Annotated in this window: 14 protein-coding genes and 4 tRNA genes; 8 read left to right on the top strand and 10 right to left on the bottom strand. The window is 41.5% G+C overall.

Annotated elements, in window-relative coordinates; genetic code table 11:
• Nucleotides 1–20: 20 nt before the first annotated feature.
• The gene (locus EG365_RS11725; RefSeq protein ID WP_001012244.1) at nucleotides 21–1406 is read right to left on the bottom strand and encodes an outer membrane protein transport protein; all 1386 of its coding nucleotides are present in this window, start codon (nucleotides 1404–1406) and stop codon (nucleotides 21–23) included.
• Nucleotides 1407–1705: 299 nt separating this feature from the next.
• On the opposite strand from EG365_RS11725, the gene EG365_RS11720 reads away from it, so the two are divergent.
• The 6 genes from EG365_RS11720 to tcuB all read left to right on the top strand — a co-directional run bounded on the left by EG365_RS11720 (nucleotide 1706) and on the right by tcuB (nucleotide 8806).
• Entirely contained in the window at nucleotides 1706–2635 is a 930-nt protein-coding gene (locus EG365_RS11720; RefSeq protein WP_000403826.1) for a LysR family transcriptional regulator, read from the top strand.
• A gap of 278 nt (nucleotides 2636–2913) precedes the next feature.
• Nucleotides 2914–4224 (top strand): MFS transporter, encoded by a 1311-nt coding sequence (locus EG365_RS11710; protein ID WP_000383637.1) that lies wholly within the window; start codon nucleotides 2914–2916, stop codon nucleotides 4222–4224.
• A gap of 92 nt (nucleotides 4225–4316) precedes the next feature.
• A complete protein-coding gene (locus EG365_RS11705; protein WP_000749503.1) occupies nucleotides 4317–5111 on the top strand; it encodes a substrate-binding domain-containing protein in 795 nt (264 codons plus the stop codon).
• Nucleotides 5112–5243: 132 nt separating this feature from the next.
• A complete protein-coding gene (locus EG365_RS11700; protein ID WP_000421125.1) occupies nucleotides 5244–6173 on the top strand; it encodes a LysR family transcriptional regulator in 930 nt (309 codons plus the stop codon).
• Nucleotides 6174–6276: 103 nt separating this feature from the next.
• On the top strand, nucleotides 6277–7683 hold the full coding sequence (tcuA, locus tag EG365_RS11695) for an FAD-dependent tricarballylate dehydrogenase TcuA (RefSeq protein WP_000543965.1): 1407 nt from the start codon (nucleotides 6277–6279) through the stop codon (nucleotides 7681–7683).
• Complete coding sequence (gene tcuB / locus EG365_RS11690) at nucleotides 7673–8806, top strand: tricarballylate utilization 4Fe-4S protein TcuB (RefSeq protein ID WP_000994352.1); 1134 nt, start codon at nucleotides 7673–7675, stop codon at nucleotides 8804–8806. Before tcuA ends, tcuB begins: the two co-directional genes overlap by 11 nt.
• 104 nt (nucleotides 8807–8910) lie before the next feature.
• Here the strand turns inward: tcuB and EG365_RS11685 are convergent, their stop codons facing one another.
• The 3 genes from EG365_RS11685 to EG365_RS11675 form a co-directional block, all read right to left on the bottom strand.
• A complete protein-coding gene (locus EG365_RS11685; protein WP_000501144.1) occupies nucleotides 8911–10140 on the bottom strand; it encodes a CaiB/BaiF CoA transferase family protein in 1230 nt (409 codons plus the stop codon).
• Between the two features lie 52 nt (nucleotides 10141–10192).
• Nucleotides 10193–11515, bottom strand: a complete 1323-nt coding sequence (locus tag EG365_RS11680) for an MFS transporter (RefSeq protein ID WP_001058259.1) — start codon at nucleotides 11513–11515, stop codon at nucleotides 10193–10195.
• Nucleotides 11516–11740: 225 nt separating this feature from the next.
• Nucleotides 11741–12961 (bottom strand): acyl-CoA dehydrogenase, encoded by a 1221-nt coding sequence (locus tag EG365_RS11675; RefSeq protein ID WP_001016269.1) that lies wholly within the window; start codon nucleotides 12959–12961, stop codon nucleotides 11741–11743.
• A 245-nt stretch (nucleotides 12962–13206) separates the two neighbouring features.
• Here EG365_RS11675 and EG365_RS11670 point away from each other — a divergent pair, with 245 nt between their 5' ends.
• Nucleotides 13207–14154, top strand: coding sequence for a LysR substrate-binding domain-containing protein (locus EG365_RS11670; protein ID WP_001232140.1), 948 nt, complete (start codon nucleotides 13207–13209; stop codon nucleotides 14152–14154).
• A 104-nt stretch (nucleotides 14155–14258) separates the two neighbouring features.
• On the opposite strand, the gene EG365_RS11665 is transcribed toward EG365_RS11670, so the two are convergent.
• Complete coding sequence (locus EG365_RS11665) at nucleotides 14259–15434, bottom strand: zinc-binding dehydrogenase (protein WP_000843791.1); 1176 nt, start codon at nucleotides 15432–15434, stop codon at nucleotides 14259–14261.
• A gap of 401 nt (nucleotides 15435–15835) precedes the next feature.
• Here EG365_RS11665 and add point away from each other — a divergent pair, with 401 nt between their 5' ends.
• Nucleotides 15836–16831, top strand: coding sequence for an adenosine deaminase (gene add, locus EG365_RS11660; RefSeq protein WP_000629041.1), 996 nt, complete (start codon nucleotides 15836–15838; stop codon nucleotides 16829–16831).
• A gap of 232 nt (nucleotides 16832–17063) precedes the next feature.
• Here add and EG365_RS11655 read toward each other — a convergent pair.
• The 5 genes from EG365_RS11655 to nadA form a co-directional block, all read right to left on the bottom strand.
• Nucleotides 17064–17140: transfer RNA gene (locus EG365_RS11655), tRNA-Pro, on the bottom strand.
• Nucleotides 17141–17144: 4 nt separating this feature from the next.
• A tRNA-His gene (locus EG365_RS11650) sits at nucleotides 17145–17220 on the bottom strand.
• A gap of 33 nt (nucleotides 17221–17253) precedes the next feature.
• Nucleotides 17254–17330 (bottom strand) — tRNA-Arg (locus EG365_RS11645).
• A gap of 56 nt (nucleotides 17331–17386) precedes the next feature.
• Nucleotides 17387–17463 (bottom strand) — tRNA-Pro (locus EG365_RS11640).
• Nucleotides 17464–17605: 142 nt separating this feature from the next.
• Nucleotides 17606–18670: a quinolinate synthase NadA gene (gene nadA / locus EG365_RS11635; RefSeq protein ID WP_001278262.1), complete on the bottom strand. Its 1065-nt coding sequence runs from the start codon at nucleotides 18668–18670 to the stop codon at nucleotides 17606–17608.
• Nucleotides 18671–18787: the final 117 nt, after the last annotated feature.

Here is an 18787-nt window from a genome sequence, read left to right as displayed (position 1 = left end):
TATAAATGACTGATTTAATTTTAAAATTTATATCCAATTTTTAAGCCATAGCTTACTGAGTGGTTATCCTTAAACTCACCTACATAATAGTCACTACCCGCCTGTGCGCCAAGCTGAGCTTTTGCATCGCCTAACCAGTAATACTTCACACCGCCAGAAATAAAGTATTGCGATGTCGGGCTATATTGAGCACCCACGCCCAAGTTGTAATATCCCTTAGTTGGGCCACCCGTTGACACTTTATCGCCTGCTCCTGAGTCCCATCCAACTGACACAGAACCTAACCATTTTGGCGAAAAACGTTGTCCTAAACCCAAATTTAAAGACCATTGGTCGTCATAATAACGAACCAAATTAAAACCTTCCGGGCGGCTTGGCGTTGATAGTACGCCAACAACTTTTGAGATCTCACCAAAGCGATAAGGCTGTAGAGCGAGATCACTCCAATTTACCCAGCGTAAACTACCAAATAGTAACGTTCCCTGACGCAGTCCAGTCTGGAACTCCAAATTCACTGAATCAGGAGATTTAAATTTTGTTGTACCTGTATCTTCTTGTTCTGGCAAATTAGCAATAATCTGATTTAAGTAAGCTTTCTTTTGTGGAGTCATCTGACCAATAGAAATCATGTAATCTAGATGCTGATTAACTAAATCACGACCTTGTTGAGTGCTTAACATATCAATTAAAGGAGCGTTTTCAGTCGCGTTTACTTTATGGGTAATGGCTGAACGGTAGGTTAATGAGACTTTCACAGCTTTTTCTGGAATTTGGTAAGCAAGTCCTGCTAACCACCCTAAATCACTGACAGTTTTAGTATGAAAGTCATATCCATTATAGAGACTAAATACATTACCCCTTAATTCAACCTGACTTTTAAAAGTTTGATAGACTGGCCCCGCATAAAGATTCCAGTTTTTTGTGGGTTGGTAACCCAAAATGAAGCTTAAATTTTGTATATCAAATTCTGATTTTGCATTTCCTGTAGGAGCATGGCCCAATGTAGCGCTGGCAAGCCCTGTGGTTGTAATTCCAGGTAACATAACGGTATCTTTAGGCGTTGCAACGAAGCCATTTACACCTGAATATTCCGTGTCAGCACCAAAAGGCTGATCATATAACAGACCAAATGAATACTGCAGTGCCAACTGTAGTTTTAACGCTGCCGTAGGCCGATAATCGGTATTGGCGATATCTGAAATTGAATGATGTGAAGGGTTGGTACCCGACTCTACACCACTTAAATCGGCATCTGTTATTCCTAAACTTGCTTCAAAATAGTTGCCCAGTTGTAAAAATGCCGCTACAGACTGCCCTGTTTTATCAAATGCAGCAGCATGTAATGTGCTTGTGCAAATCGATGCTATTCCTAAGATAAATATTTTTTTATTCACAACAAAATTCATAGATCCATCCTGGATATTTTTTTATTTTGATTCCTCACTTTATGTAGATTTGAACGATTATGCTTAGCTCAAAACGCCAATAATTTGACCGTAGATGCCATATTGAAAAGTTATAGTTTGTGTAGCTACAACATGGATATTATTTTTCAATCACCCTAAAAACGATTGTTCTTTTAAAATGAGAAGTTATTTTTTTTAAGAACTTTTTGCCTGTATTGCTGTTAATATTAAAACGCATGATAGATTTCCCAATCCTTCATATCTCTATAAATCAAGGATGATGAGCGAATACATTTATTATGGAAATCAAGCAAATAAAGTATTTTTTGACGGTCGTTGAATCAGGCAGTATTGGAAAAGCTGCCCAAAAACTCGATGTGGGGGCTTCGGCGATTAGTCAGCAAATTAGTAAGCTCGAACAAGAGTTAAGCATTCGCTTATTACAGCGTAATGCTTTTGGTGTGACCCCAACCCCAGCAGGTCTTGCCTTTTTAAAGCACTCTCAACTTATTTTGCGTCAAGTGAACTTCGCCATAGATGCTGCACATTCTGCACGACTGTCTGGACATGTCAGCCTTGGTTTTCCACCGACCATTACCGCTTTAATTGGCATCCCTTTAATGAAATTAATGTCTGAACGTTACCCAGACATTCGTTTAGAGATTGTAGAAACCCTGTCGGGGAACCTGATTCAGTCGATTAATTCGCGTCAGCTTGATATCGCCATTATTTTTACCAATGAAATTGATAAACAGTGGTCAATTCAACCCTTGGTACGCGAGCAAATGTATTTAATGGCACGCAAAGAAGTGCTCGAAAAATACGGACTTAGCGAATGTATTAAAAGCGGAATTATTCAGTCGCAGCAAATTGGCGATATTCCTTTAGTGTTGCCACGTCAGCGTCATAGCTTAAGAAAATTGCTTGAGCACAAGATTGGGCAGCTCAATGTCGTCTATGAAATTGATGGCTTGCATTTGCTTATGGACAGCCTGATTCATCTTGACCTTGCAAGTGTGAGGCCCGGTAGTGCTTGCTTACAAGAGTATAAACACAAGCTGCAATTGCTTAAGGTTGTCGACCCTGAAGTTGAACGAATTAACTATTTGGTGAGCCTTGCCGAAGAAGAATTATCACCTGCCGCACTTGCTGCCAAGTCAGCCATTAAGGCATGTGTGAAAGAGTTGATTCAAAACCAGATTTGGCCATGTTCTGAAATTATTTTATAAAGGGTCATTAATTTTTCTAAATACCTAATTAATTTTCTCCTCTCACTCCCTCCTGCTTTTTAAGATTACATTTTCCTTCGAATGATAAGTGGTTTTCTGTTTATCGAAACATAGATGTGTAGTTTGAACTGGAAACAAGGCATCACATTTTCTACGAAGGACACCTTTAAATCTCATCTCTAACCCATTTCCTATTTAGGTTTATTGATTGAATCAGTTTACGTCCAAACCTTGAAGATCGTGAATGTTTCCATTTTGTTAGGCCAAGGAGGTCTCCAATGGATGTCGTTAATAACCGTAGGGCTACTTTTAAAAAAATATTAAATGTAACGAGTGGCAACTTTTTAGAACAGTACGATTTTTTTCTTTTTGGTTTCTATGCCACCTATATCGCAGCAAAGTTTTTCCATTCTGATAATGAATATGTCTCTTTAATGATGACATTTACCGTGTTTGCTGCGGGTTTTCTTATGCGTCCTCTCGGCGCTATTTTCTTGGGTGCCTATGTCGACAAAGTCGGTCGTCGTAAAGGTTTGATTGTCACTTTAAGTCTTATGGCAATTGGCACCATCTTAATTACCTTTGTGCCGGGTTATGAAACTATTGGTATTATCGCGCCAATTTTGGTGGTAATTGGCCGTCTATTACAAGGCTTCTCGGCAGGTGTTGAATCTGGCGGTGTTTCAATTTACCTCGCTGAAATTGCAACCGATAAAAATCGTGGCTTTATTACTAGCTGGCAGTCTGGTAGCCAACAAATTGCGGTTGTGTTTGCGGCCTTACTTGGTTATTGGCTCAACACCATTTTAACTCATGCTCAAGTGGGTGAATGGGGCTGGCGTATTCCATTCTTAATTGGCTGTTTAATTATTCCTTTAATCTTCTTGTTCCGTCGTACTTTAGAGGAAACTGAAGACTTTAAAGCGCAAAAAACTCATCCATCTTCAAAAGAAATTTTCAGCACACTTGTAAGCAACTGGCGCATTGTACTTGCCGGCATGATGATGAGTGCGATGACTACGACAACTTTCTACTTTATTACGGTTTACACCACGGTGTATGCGAAACGTACTTTAGAAATGTCGGTAACAGATAGCCTTTTAGCAACCGTGTTTGTGGGTTTGTCGAATTTCTTCTGGTTACCAATGGGTGGCTTACTTTCCGACAAAATTGGCCGTCGTCCAGTATTAGTGGGTATTACGACTCTTGCGATCTTTACCAGCTATCCAGTTTTAAGCTGGTTGGTGAGCGACATTAGCTTCTCAAACCTACTTATTACCCTTGCTTACTTCTCGTTCTTCTTTGGTATGTACAACGGCACTATGGTCGCAACACTTGCCGAAGTGATGCCAAAACGTGTACGTACCGTTGGCTTCTCTTTAGCATTTAGTCTTGCAGCCGCGATTTTTGGTGGTATGACTCCAATGGCTTGTACCTTCCTTGTCGAAAATACAGGTAATGCAAGCACACCAGCGTTCTGGCTCATGCTCGCTGCGGTATGTAGTCTCATCTCAAGCTTGTATTTATGTCGTGGTTCTAAACAAAAAGACCCTGACACGATTGCTGAACCTGCAAAGGTTAGCGCTTAAAACAACTCATTCCTTAACCTGAAATTTTAATAAACAGTACGGCTGACCTTAAATCTCCGTACTGTGCTTTCTTGCAATTCAAGTGAGGCACTATGAAAAAGTCCCCTATCTTCATAACTATTTGCCTAGCTGGTGCAGGCTTAGGATCTACATTTGCCAATGCAGATACGCTCGAAGTAATTAGCTCAGGCGGTTTCTATTCATCTATGGAAAAACTCATTCCAATATTTGAAAAGCAAACTGGTCACACTGTTCACCTCTCATCTGGTTCGTCTATGGGGGAGTCACCGACTGCAATTCCAAATCGACTCAATCGTGGTGAACGTTTTGACATTGTTGTGTTGGCTGCTCCTGAACTAAGCAAACTCGCAGAAAAAGGTTATGTTGACCCAAACTCACAAAGCGCTTTGGTGAATTCAAGCATTGGCATGGCTGTGCCTAAAGGTGCACCAAAGCCAGACATTAGCTCTGCGGCAAAATTTGAAAAAGTTTTATTAAATGCCAAGCACATAGGCTATTCTGCAAGTGCGAGTGGTACGCATCTTGAAAAAGATGTTTTCCCAAGCTTTCCACCTGTCGAATACAAAGTAATTTCGAGTAAAGCAGAAAAAGTGGTAGGCGACCGCGTTGCAAAACGTATTGCCGAAGGCCAGTTTGATATTGGTTTCCAGCAAATTAGTGAAATCAAACCTTTTACCGGCAAATATGGTCAAGTTGAGTTAGTTGGTCCAATCCCTGCGCCTTACCAAAAAGTTACCGTATTTGCTGCTGGTATTGGTAAAAACTCGGAACATGCAAAAGTCGCAAAAGAGTTAATTAAATTTGTGAAATCGCCTCAAGCGACACAAATTATTGAAGAACAGGGTCTTGAGCAGGTTAAAGAATAAAAGCTCTAAAAGGCAACATTTTGAGGTGATGTTGCCTTTTCTCTTTTAGTGGTTTACTCAAAGCAATAGAACAAAATCTATAGCGATAAACCAGTGTAGAATTAATCCATAAAGGTCAAAGTAGAATTTGCCGTGGAACTTAAACAATTAAAGTATTTTATTGCAGTGATCGAGTCAGGAAGCTTGGGTAAAGCTGCAAAAAATCTCGATATTGGAACGTCTGCATTAAGTCAGCAAATTTCAAAATTAGAAAGCGAGCTTTCTATTCGCCTTTTACAACGTACTGCTTTGGGTACGGTTCCCACCCCTGCGGGTTTAGCTTTTTTTCAACAGGTTCAACTGGCACTTAGACACCTAGACCATGCCATAGACTCTGCGCACTCCTCACGTTTAAGTGGCCACGTCACCGTCGGTTTTTCACCGAGTGTTGCAGCTGTTATTGGCACACACTTTTTAAAACTGATGAGAAACCGTTACCCCGACATTAAAGTCCGTTTAATCGAAGGCTTATCGGGTGACCTCAAAGCTTTAGTTAATGCAAGACAGCTCGATGTGGCTATCATCTTTAGTGATGATGTCGACCCACAGTGGGCCATACAACCTTTAGTCAAAGAACAGATGTTTTTAATCTCGCCTAAAGAAGTACTGGGTCAGTACCATCTTGAAAGCTGTATCGACACTCAAACCATTACTCATTTACAGCTTAAAGAACTTCCCCTAATTTTACCGAGCCAACGACATGGGCTGCGCTTGTTGCTTGAACAGAAAATTCATCAACTTAAAGTGGCATATGAAATTGATGGGCTGCATTTGTTAATGGAAAGTATTAGCCAACTCGAAATGGCAACCATTCAACCTGCGGGTGCATCGTTAAACTCGCGGCAAGACCTGTGTTTACTGCGCGTTGTAGAACCTGCTATTGAACGCATTAACTATTTAATTAGTCTCTCTGAAGAAGAACTCTCGCCTGCTACTTTAGCCACCAAAGTAGTAATTCGTGCCTGTATCACTAACCTGATTAATGAAAAGCGCTGGTCTGGTGCGGAACTCATAAACACTTAAGCCATTAGTGTTTATTTTTACTAAACACCCATTCAAGCCTAGCCTCTCACTTCATCTTCCCTTTTGAAGCTACATTAGCCCTAGCTGAGAAAGGGAGAAATCCATGCATGATGTAATTGTGATTGGTGGTGGGAATGCCGCACTGTGTGCCGCGCTCACAGCAAAAGAAAGTGGTGCTTCTGTACTGGTAATAGAGGCAGCGCCCAAAGAGTGGCGTGGTGGTAACTCACAACACACTCGTAACCTCCGTTGCATGCATGATGCTCCTCAAGATGTATTAGTCGATGCCTACCCTGAAGAAGAATATTGGCAAGACCTACTTAAAGTGACTGCGGGCAAAACCAATGAGCACTTAGCTCGTCTAGTGATTCGTAGCACGGCGACCTGTCGTGACTGGATGCGTAAACATGGTGTGAATTTTCAGCCGCCGCTCTCAGGTGCCTTACATGTTGCACGTACCAATGCCTTTTTTATGGGGGGCGGTAAAGCCCTCATTAATGCGTATTACCGAAGTGCCCAAGAACTTGGCATCGAAATTTTATACAACACAAAAATTAAAGACCTAAAGTTAAACCAAGGATATTTTGAAGCTGCAATTGCGGAAGATGGCCGTGTATTTAAAGCGAAAAGCTGTGTATTGGCCGCAGGTGGTTTTGAGTCAAATTTGGAATGGTTAAGAGAAGCATGGGGACAAAATGAAAACGGCGAATGGCCTGCCGATAATTTCATTATTCGTGGTACCCGTTTTAATCAGGGCAACTTACTCAAATTTATGATAGATCAAGGCGCCGATATTATTGGTGACCCATCACAATCACATTGCGTCGCCGTAGATGCACGCGCACCGTTATATGACGGCGGTATTTGTACTCGTATTGACTGCGTTTCCTTGGGGATTGTGGTCAATAACAAAGCTGAACGTTTTTACGATGAAGGCGAAGACTTCTGGCCAAAACGTTATGCGATTTGGGGCCGTCTTGTTGCCAAACAGCCACAGCAAATTGCCTATTCGATTATCGACTCAAAAGCCATTGGTCGCTTTATGCCCCCTGTGTTTGCGGGTGTAAAAGCAAATAGCATTCAAGAGTTAGCCGAAAAAATCGGGCTGGATGCAAAAACCTTATACCATACCGTAGAAGAATTTAATCAAGCCTGTGTGCAAGGCACCTTTAACCATACCGTTTTAGATGACTGCACCACCGAAAATATTGTTCCCAACAAAACTCATTGGGCCGTTCCTCTCGACCAACCACCCTTCTATGCCTATGCGCTTAAACCCGGCATTACCTTTACCTATTTAGGCTTAAAAGTCGAAGACGATGCTGCGGTACGTTTTAACAATAAACCAAGCCGTAACCTGTTTGTCGCAGGTGAAATGATGGCAGGTAATGTACTCGGTCAGGGTTATACCGCGGGCGTGGGTATGTCGATTGGCACGACCTTTGGACGCATTGCCGGAAAAAATGCAGCCCACTATGCACTTTCACAAGGAGTTGAACATGAATGCTAGTACCAAAGCCCTAATTCCAGTTGTTCAGCTCTCAGACCACGAGCAAGAAGTCCAAAGAGCCCTACAGATTTGTAATGCTTGTCGTTACTGTGAGTCATTTTGTGCTGTATTTGCTGCCATGACCAAACGTCTTGAGTTTAACCAAGCCGATATTCATTACCTCGCAAACCTCTGTCATAACTGTGGTGCGTGTTTACACGCTTGCCAATATGCCCCGCCACATGAGTTTGGTGTAAATATTCCAAAAGCGATGGCGCAAGTACGTTTAGAAACTTACCAAGAGTTTGCGACCCCTCAGCCTTTAGGTCAACTTTATAAGTCTGTAGGTATTCCTTTTGTTTCGACGTTAACACTCATTTTCTTTTTTTGCATGTTAGCTGTAGTGTGGTGGAAAGGCACTGACTTATTTGCAGGCTATCAAGGTAATTTTTATGCGATTTTCCCGCATAACTTTTTAGCACTACTGTTTGGAGCGACCTTTACAGTTGCAATTGTTTTACTCGGCATTGGAATTAGCAAATTTTGGCGCCAGACGTCTAAAGTTATTCATGGCAAAGTTGAGAAACCAGACTTAGTTCAAGCCACCCAAAATGTATTAACGCTTAAATATTTAGATGGTGGACATGGCAAAGGCTGTAATGAGCAAGATGACCGTTACACACAAATCCGCCGTGTGTTCCATCACCTGACGTTTTATGGCTTTATGCTCTGCTTTGCAGCTACAGGTGTAGCGACTTTATATCACTATTTTCTTGACCTACATGCGCCTTACCCTATCTTTAGCTTGCCTGTGATTTTGGGTACTTTGGGTGGAATTGGCTTAGTTGTCGGGCCTGCTGGCTTACTCTATTTAAATCTTAAACGTCATCCGTTGCATGGTGACCGTGAGCAAAAACCTGTAGATCGAGGCTTTATTTTCCTTCTACTTATTGTTAGCGCTTCAGGGCTAGTACTTATGGCATTTCGTAATACCCCTTACATGGCACTTTTACTGATTTTCCATTTAGCTACAGTCATGACATTCTTTATTACCATGCCATTTGGAAAGTTCGCACATGGTTTTTACCGCAGTGCTTCTTTACTCAAATTCGCCATCGAAGAGCGTATTTCGAAGAAGTCATAATGTTCAGGATTAGAAAAACTTCCTAATAAGAAACCGCTATAAAAGCGGTTTTTTATATTCAACTACAATGATAATTGAATGGCCATATTGAAAACGGTAATAGCTTAAGCAATCTTCCCATCAATAATGCCTTTCTCTTTTAACGTAGCCAGCTCCTCTGCTGTTTTAAATCTCGATAAGATTTGAGTAGTATGTTCACCTAGCTCCGGCGGTGCATGACGATATTCAACGGGAGTATCAGACAGTTTGATTGGTGAGCCAATGGTTTGGAAGTTTTCATTTAAACGATGAGGAATGTTCACCACCAAATTGCGATGCACAATTTGTGGTTCAGCTAAAGCATCTTCAATAGAGTTGATAACACCTACGGGTACTTTTAAGGCATGAATCATGTCGACCCATTCTTTAGCAGTTTTTCGCAAAAAGTGTTCCGACAATAAAGGTATCAGTTCATTTCGATATTTTACGCGGTCTTGGTTGCGCACAAACTTTTCATTTTCGAGCAACTCTGGATAACCAATCGCAATACACAAATCTTTAAACTGTTTGTCGTTGCCACAAGCAATAATAAATTCTTTATCTTTAGCCTTAAAAGTTTGATACGGCACAATACTTGGGTGTTGATTACCCATGCGTTGTGGCGCTTTACCCGAAGCTAAATAATTCATTCCCTGATTTGCCAGTGCCGCGACCTGTACATCAAGGAGTGACATATCAATATACTGACCACGCCCTGTGTGTGAACGTGCAATCAAGGCAGCTTGAATGGCAATGGTTGAATATAAACCAGTTTGAATATCTACCACAGCCACTCCAACTTTTTGTGCACCACCACCTGTTACATCATCAGGTTCGCCAGTAATGCTCATTAAGCCAGACATACCCTGAATAATAAAATCATAACCGGGTTCTTCTGCACGTGGGCCATCTTGCCCAAAACCGGTAATCGAGCAATAAACAATGTTCGGGTTCAACTCACTTAATGACGCGTAGTCCAAACCATATTTAGCCAAAGACCCTGTCTTATAATTTTCAATCACGACATCTGCAGTCTTGGCAATTTCATAAATTAAGGCCTGACCTTCTGGTGTGGTAATGTCCACTGCAACCGAATATTTATTGCGGTTGGTACACTGGAAATAACCAGATTCACGGGTCATGTTTCCATCTTGATCGGGCATCCAAGGTGGCCCCCACATACGGGTGTCATCACCGACTCGAGGACGTTCAATTTTAATCACTTCCGCGCCAAGGTCTGCCAAGATTTGCCCACACCAAGGCCCTGCAAGCACACGACTTAAATCTAAAACCCGAATTCCTTGTAATGCACCCATAACGATACCCTTATCTTTTTAGAAGGTGCTCAACGCACCTCCCTGTCATTGTTTATGATTGTCTTTGTGGATCGTACTGACGATCTTTAATAAATAAGCCAGGCAATACACCCGCAACAAAATACGCAGCGCCCATCACAATAAAGGCCATGGTAAACGTACCGCCCGATGCCAAGAAACCAATGATAGCTGGTGCAATAGCGGCTCCGACACGACCAATGTTATAGGCACCGCCAATGGCTGTTCCGCGCACGTCGGTTGAAAAACTTTCAGCCATATAGGTCGCGTTTACACCATATGGAATGCCATATAAGAAGCCAAAAGTGATCAATAAATACAAAATATTGTCAGGAGTATTGAAGAAAATAATGATTGGCAAAAACACAGCACTGGCAATTGTGCCAAATACAAAAACAGCACGGCGGTTAAACTTGTCTGCAAGATAGCCCGCTAAAATTTTTCCTAAAATCATTGCGGTATATGAACCCACCATATAACTGGTTAAGTTTTTAAAGTTCATATGCACTTCTGTTTCTAAATAACTTGGCATCCAGTTGTTAATGCCGTAATAACCAAACTGTAAGAAGAATGCTGTGGTCATCCACAACAAAAACATTTTACGGTGCTTAAAGTTATTAAAGATTTGTTTGTAGATACTGCTACTTTTTGGCTTTTCAGCCACCACTCTTTCTTTAGGCTGTCTGTTGCCTTGTAAGCTTTCAATTTTGGTGAGCTGCCAAGATTTTGGCTCCGGCACAAATCGTTGCAGGAAAATATTAACGAAAGCAGGTACTACGGTCAGGAAGAATAAAACGCGCCAGCCATAATCTGGAATAATTGCGCCAGCTAATAACGTTGCAGCAATATAACCTACAGTCTGGCCCGTCTGTAACGTGCCCAAGACCGTTGTACGGTAAGTGGTTGGCACATATTCAGCCATTAAGGTATTACACGCCATATAGAGTGCTCCGATTCCTAAAGCACCTATAAAACGTAGAGCCATAAATTGCTCGAAGCTTTGCGTAAAGCCTAACAAACAAGTCGCTACAGAAAAGAAAGTCACCGAGTTGGCAATGGTCCGTACGCGACCAAACTTGTCACATGCCCAGCCACCCAAAATACCGCCAATCCCCATACCTGCTAAAGAAGCACTGCCTAAGGCACCCGCTTGAAAGGTAGTTAACCCAAACTCTGCCTTTAAACTGGTCAAGCTATAAGACAGCAGCATAATATCAATGCCATCGACCACCATCGCAAAATAGGCAAATAACAACGCCCATTTCCATGTATGAGGTCCAATCCTTTCGTATGTTCCAAGGTTACTTGGAAATGTATTTCTTAATTCTTTCGATATTACTTGAACGTCATTGTTCATCTTTAGTTCCTCATTTTCCCAAATGAGTCATCGGTAGCTTACTTATGTTTTCTGTATGACTTAATCTTCTATATTTTCATCATCTTACATTTGGTTTTAAGTACACAGAGACACATCTTCACATGAGTATCCTTACGATGAATCTTGTCATTTTCCATAAATTTTTGCGTAAAAATCCCTAAAGGTGCTCCCGAAAGAACACCTCTATTTTTAAAAATGAGTGTGTTAGTTACTAAATGCGGCAATACCAGTTTGTGCACGACCTAAAATCAAGGCATGAACGTCATGTGTACCCTCGTAGGTATTTACGACTTCAAGATTGACCAAATGGCGTGCCACACCAAACTCGTCACTAATGCCGTTTCCACCCATCATGTCACGTGCCATGCGGGCAATATCAAGCGCCTTTCCACAGTTGTTACGCTTAATTAGAGATGTACCCTCAACTGATGCAATGCCTTCATCTTTCATGCGGCCAAAACGTAAAGCTGCCTGTAAACCCAAAGCAATTTCAGTTTGCATATCTGCCAGCTTCTTTTGAATCAATTGATTTGCAGCCAACGGGCGACCAAATTGTTTGCGGTCCATGGTGTATTGATGTGCTGTATGCCAACAGAACTCGGCAGCACCCATTGCACCCCATGCAATGCCATAACGAGCACTGTTTAGACAGGTAAATGGGCCTTTTAAGCCTCGAATTTCAGGGAATGCATTTTCTTCAGGTACAAAAACGTTATCCATCACGATTTCACCCGTAATCGAGGCACGTAAACCGACCTTGCCATGAATAGCTGGCGCAGATAGGCCTTCCCAGCCCTTTTCTAAAATGAAGCCGCGAATGTCACCCACATTACCTTCAGCAGAAACTTCTTTTGCCCAGACCACAAATACATCTGCAATTGGACTATTGGTAATCCACATTTTTGCGCCAGTCAAACGGTAACCACCATCAACTTTTTTAGCACGTGTAATCATACTGCCCGGATCTGAACCATGATCAGGTTCGGTCAAACCAAAACAACCAATGTATTCACCAGTAGCCAGTTTAGGTAAGTACTTCTGCTTTTGCTCTTCGGTACCAAATTCATGAATCGGAACCATCACCAATGAGCTTTGCACGCTCGCCATAGAGCGGTAGCCCGAGTCGACATATTCAATTTCACGCGCAACCAAACCGTAACTCACATAGTTCAAACCTGCGCCACCATATTGCTCAGGAATGGTTGGCCCCAGTAAGCCAAGCTCTCCCATTTCACGGAAAATAGATGGATCTGTTGTTTCATGACGGAATTGTTCAAGTACACGGGGTTGCAAACGTTCTTGACAATAGGCATGAGCCGCATCACGAATCATGCGCTCATCTGGGCTAAGCTGTTGCTCAATTAAAAATGGGTCTTGCCAGTTAAATTGAACTTTTGCTTTTTTTGTTGTCACCATGTGATTCATCGCATCCTCTGCTTGATTTGATCTTCTTTATTTAACTCGATGTTATGCGTGAAAAATGCAGTAATCAAACGATAAATGTTCATGCAGATATGCGACTTACGCATATTTAAAATGGGTCGCATTAAATTTAACTATTTAATTCGTTGTATTTCATTAAAAATGACTTATTTTTATACTAAACTCGGATATCTGCATTTAGGTCATATGTTGTTTTGAAATATGATGGCAAATAAAAGGATTTATTTATGCGAAAAAGTATCCCGTCCATTCAGGGTCTAATTTGCTTTGAAAGTGCAGCAAAACATCTAAGTTATACCTATGCTGCGCAAGAGTTATGTATTACCCAAAGTGCAGTTTCTCGCCAAATTCAACAATTAGAAGATTTCTTAGGCGTTGAACTCTTTATACGTACTCGGCATGGTGTCGAACTCACCATTGCTGGTCAGCAGTATTTTAAAAGTATTAAGCCCTACTTATTAGGTTTAGAGAAATGTACAGCCGATGTGATTTCTCATAAGGGTTTAGGTGGAACATTAAAGTTAGGTGTGGTTCCTACCTTTGCAACGCGATGGTTATTACCCAAACTCCATCTTTTAAATCAAAAACACCCTGAAATTACGGTTCATTTAGAAACCAGTACTAAACCTTTTTTATTTAATGACAACATTTTTGATGCTGCGATTTTTGCAGGTACGCAACAGCAAATTGACCACTGGCCCGGCATACAAGCACATTATTTAATGGATGAAGAAATTGTACCTGTGTGCTCACCAAGACTAATCGAAAAGTATTTTCCAGATGCTGTGATGATTAATGAAAATACCTATGATTTAAGCCCAGAAGATTTATTAAAAATCCCTCTACTACAACAAACCACTCGACCTAGCATTTGGCAAGAATGGTTTCTAACTCATCAGATGCAACACCCTAAGCCTTTTGATGGACAGCGCCATGAGTTATTTTCGATGCTTGCCGTTGCTGCCAGTCATGACATGGGAATGGCTTTAATTCCACAAATGTTGATTGAGTCTGAACTACAAAAAAAAGAACTAGTAATTGTTTCCAATAAAAAACTAAAAGGCAGCCGGAAGTACTATCTCATTCATTCGAGCCAAGACATCTCACCGACTATTCAAAAATTTGTTGAGTGGATTTACCAAGAACTAGAACAACTAAAGACCAATACCAATTAGCTGAGCAGCCCTGATTTATGCCAAATATTGCGATCTATAACCATAAAAAAGATTGTGATTAATCAAATCACAATCTTTTTAGTTAAGCGTAAATGACTTTGAAATTAATGACTCATTAATTGAATATCTGAACCGCTACGTTTCGGGTCAATCAAGATTTTGGCATGCTGTTCAGGATCACGTAATGCTTCAAATGCATTAGTTACACCTTCTAGGCCAACAACACCCGTAATGAGCGGTGAACAGTTCACTTTCCCTTCTGCAATCATGTGTAGCGCATCTCTAAACTCAAGCGGTGTATAGCCCAACACAAACTGAATTTCTAACTCTTTATTAATTGCAAGTGCGGGTTCTATTTTATCACTTTGCATGCACACGCCCACCCCAACAATTCGGGAAAACAAAGGTGCACCTTCAATAATTTGCTGCAAAACACCCGGTACGCCTACACACTCAAAAATAACAGGACGTTTTGGTAGAGCGCCTAATTTGTCAATCATGCGCCATCCATGCCACCACGGTAAGCGTGTCGCTTGCAACTTATCAAATAGTCCCATACCCATGTTAATTGCATCTGATACATTGCCAAGCAAACCAAATTCTTTCCAGTTGGCAAATGGTGATGTCTCTTTAGGGTCTACCACAATATCGGCACCACATTGCTCGGCAAGCTTACGTCGGTTTGGAGAAAAGTCACTGGCAACTACGGTTTTAACCCCAGCAGCTTTAAGCATTAATATGACACCTAGCCCGACAGGACCACAGCCAATCACAATCGCAGGTTCACTTGTTTTTACACGGCTACGGCGAACAGCATGCAATGCAACCGCCATAGGTTCGGTCATGGCAGCACTATCCGCATCTAGACCATTCGGTACTTCAAACATCAAGCTTGATTGAGCCAATACTTGCTCGGCATAGCCACCCGAAGCATTTGGGGAAAGCCCTGTAGACAAATAACCATGCTGATCTACATTTAAAAGCGGCATTGCGCAAACGAGTGTATCCGCTTTAAATTTATGGCGTGTTTTTGGACCGTAGTCTAAAACCTTGCCGCAAAACTCATGTCCAAGTACAAATGGGTCTGTAGACTTCGCTAAACCATTAAACCCGACACGTGCAGCCAAATCATGCATGTGGTCGCAGTGATGCTGCATATGTAAATCTGAACCACAGATCCCACATCGCACCACTTCCAATAAAACTTGTCCTTTTGCAGGTGTTAAGTTCGGTTGGTCCACTACTTGCAATGTTGCTTGATGACAAAGTACCGACTTCATTTGAGTGCTTCCTATTTCTTCTTTTTCATTTACTTGCCAGAAATAGATTTCTACAGATAAATTAATCGCTTTATCGGTTTGGTCTTTAGCAAGCCTTTATTCATCTTTACAAGTAAAAGGCAAAATACCAATGACCATTCTTCAGCCAATCCACTCTTAAAGAGTCAACACAAAAAGGCTCAGCGAAATTAAAAACAATAAAAATCTTGGTGCTTGTATCTTACACAGACTGTGTTGTCTTCTTAGGCCAGAACAATGTCATCAAAATTAAAACTTATACAAATATAGTAATTTCAAAAAACTCAACTCAACCATTTTCACAAAAACATAGCAAATCCAAACTTTTATCAGTGCATCTAAACAGGCATGATGAATTGATGCAAACAGATAAGAAGAAATTTATGATTACTAAAACGCTCCCGCTTACAGATATACACCGCCACCTTGATGGCAACATCCGCATTCAAACCATTTTAGAGTTGGGGCAACAATACAATTTAGATTTGCCTGCTTACGACATAGAATCTTTACGACCACACGTACAAGTGATGGATAACCAACCCGACTTATTAAGTTTTTTATCTAAGCTCGATTGGGGCGTAAAAGTATTAGCCAGTTTAGATGCCTGTAAACGTATTGCTTTTGAAAACATGCAGGATGCAGCACAGCAAGGACTAGACTATGTAGAACTACGTTTTTCACCGGGTTATATGGGAATGACCCATCAACTTCCACTTGAAGGCGTAGTTGAAGCTGTGATTGCTGGAATAAAAGAAGGTAGTCAGGCGTACGGCGTAAAAGCGAATTTAATTGGTATTATGAGTCGTACTTTTGGTCAAGAAGCCTGCGAAAAAGAATTAAATGCCCTCCTTGCCCATAAAAACGATATTAAAGCACTGGATCTTGCTGGAGATGAGCTTGGTTTTCCGGGCAATTTATTTATTGATCACTTTAAAAAAGCACGTGATGCAGGTTGGCACATTACCGTACATGCAGGCGAAGCTGCTGGCCCAGAAAGTATTTGGCAAGCCATTGAAGAATTAGGTGCAGAACGGATTGGACATGGTGTTAAAGCAGTTCAAGATTTAAAACTTCTAGATTATTTGGCTAAACACCAGATTGGGATTGAATCTTGTCTCACCTCAAATATTCAAACCAACACAGTGCCTTCTTTAGCAGAGCATCCATTAAAGACTTTTTTAGAACATGGAGTGCTTGCTACCATTAATACGGATGACCCAGCAGTAGAAGGCATTGAGATACAGCATGAATATTTAACTGCTGCCCCATTGGCAGGTTTAAGTCCTGAGCAAATTTATACAGCTCAAGAAAATGGACTTAAAATCGCATTTTTATCACATCAAGAAAAAGATGAGTTAAGACAGAAATATCAATAACAGAGAACAGAGAACAGAGAACAGAGAACAGAGAACAGAGAACAGAGAACAGAGAACAGAGAACAGAGAACAGAGAACAGAGAACAGAGCTTATATAAATAAGTTCAGATATTGGAGCAATTTGGAATTAAAATTTTATTATAGAAAACAAAAAAATTCCTTCTATCCATAAGATAAGAAGAAATGATTTTAATATATGGGATATTTTAGAAAGCTTGAACGCTTTTAAATATGGTCGGAGCAGTAGGATTCGAACCTACGACCCCCTGGTCCCAAACCAGGTGCACTACCAGGCTGTGCTATGCTCCGAAATTGGGGTGAATGACGGGATTCGAACCCGCGACAACTGGAATCACAATCCAGGGCTCTACCAACTGAGCTACATCCACCATCAAATAAGTTCTACGTACCAAGCTACCAAATGGCGCGCCTGACAGGATTCGAACCTGTGACCATCCGCTTAGAAGGCGGATGCTCTATCCAACTGAGCTACAGGCGCTTAACCGATGATGCTTATCATGCGATACTTCGCCGATCTTAAAATATTCTTTTAAGTGGTCGGAGCAGTAGGATTCGAACCTACGACCCCCTGGTCCCAAACCAGGTGCACTACCAGGCTGTGCTATGCTCCGATCTATCTCAGCTTTTGCTGTATCGCACATCGTGCGGTACGGTGTGCATTCTAGGCGCGACGCCCTCAGACGTCAACACCTATTGTCAAAAAAAGTTAAAAATCCTTATCAAATGTATATTTAACAAGCATTTTGAGGCTTTTTAACGTTTTAATGATGCACTAAAGGCTAACATTCGATCTAAAGGCATTTTGGCACGTTCAGCAAGTGCTGGGTCAACGTGTATTTCTTGATCACCTTTTTGTAAAACTTCTAAAATTCCATCAAGTTCATTCATGGCCATCCATGGACAATGTGCACATGAACGACAAGTTGCGCCCTCACCCGCTGTTGGGGCTTCAACCAGAATCTTATCTGGTACTGCTTGCTGCATTTTGTAGAAAATGCCACGGTCCGTTGCCACGATTAAACGTTGGTGTGGCAAAGTTTGAGCAGCTTTAATCAATTGAGATGTACTACCTACCGCATCGGCAATTTCTACCACCGACTCTGGTGACTCAGGATGCACCAATACAGCCGCATCTGGGTACAGTGCTTTCATGTTAGCAATGCCACGTGCACGGAATTCTTCATGCACAATACATGCGCCATCCCAAAGCAACATATCAGCGCCGGTTTTCTTTTGAATATAACGACCTAAGTGCTGATCTGGTGCCCAAATAATTTTTTCACCCAAGCTATCTAGGTGCTCAACAATTTCAACTGCACAGCTTGAAGTCACCACCCAATCCGCACGAGCTTTAACAGCAGCCGATGTATTGGCATAAACTACTACAGTGTGGTCAGGGTGCTGATCACAAAATGCCGTGAACTCATCGACTGGACAACCTAAGTCAAGTGAACAGGTTGCCTCAAGTGTCGGCATCAGAATTGTTTTTTCAGGAGACAGAATTTTTGCTGTTTCACCCATAAACTTAACGCCAGCCACAACCAGTGTAGAGGCTGCATGATCTCGTCCAAAACGGGCCATTTCTAAAGAGTCAGAAACGCATCCACCTGTTTTTTCGGCAAGTTCTTGTACATCTGGATCGCAATAGTAGTGAGCAACAAGGACAGCATCACGTTTTTTGAGCTCTGCTTCGATCTGTGCAAACTTTTGTTGTTTTGCTTCTTCACTTAGGCGGTTGTCTTTTGGTTCACCTAAACGGTCTAAATGCGCTTGTACAATGTTTTTTGCATCGTTGGCAATTAAAGTCGCATCACTCATAAAACGTCTTCTCTATCCTTCATGCTGGCATACCTGCTCGCATATAACGTTACTGCTTAAACGATTTACTAAATTCAATCATTTAATATCAAAAGATGGGGCTAATAAAAAAGCCTC

It is taken from the genome of Acinetobacter sp. FDAARGOS_494 (genome assembly GCF_003812225.1).
GTDB classification, from domain to species: domain Bacteria; phylum Pseudomonadota; class Gammaproteobacteria; order Pseudomonadales; family Moraxellaceae; genus Acinetobacter; species Acinetobacter baumannii.
This window is presented reverse-complemented; position numbering and strand designations above follow the sequence as displayed.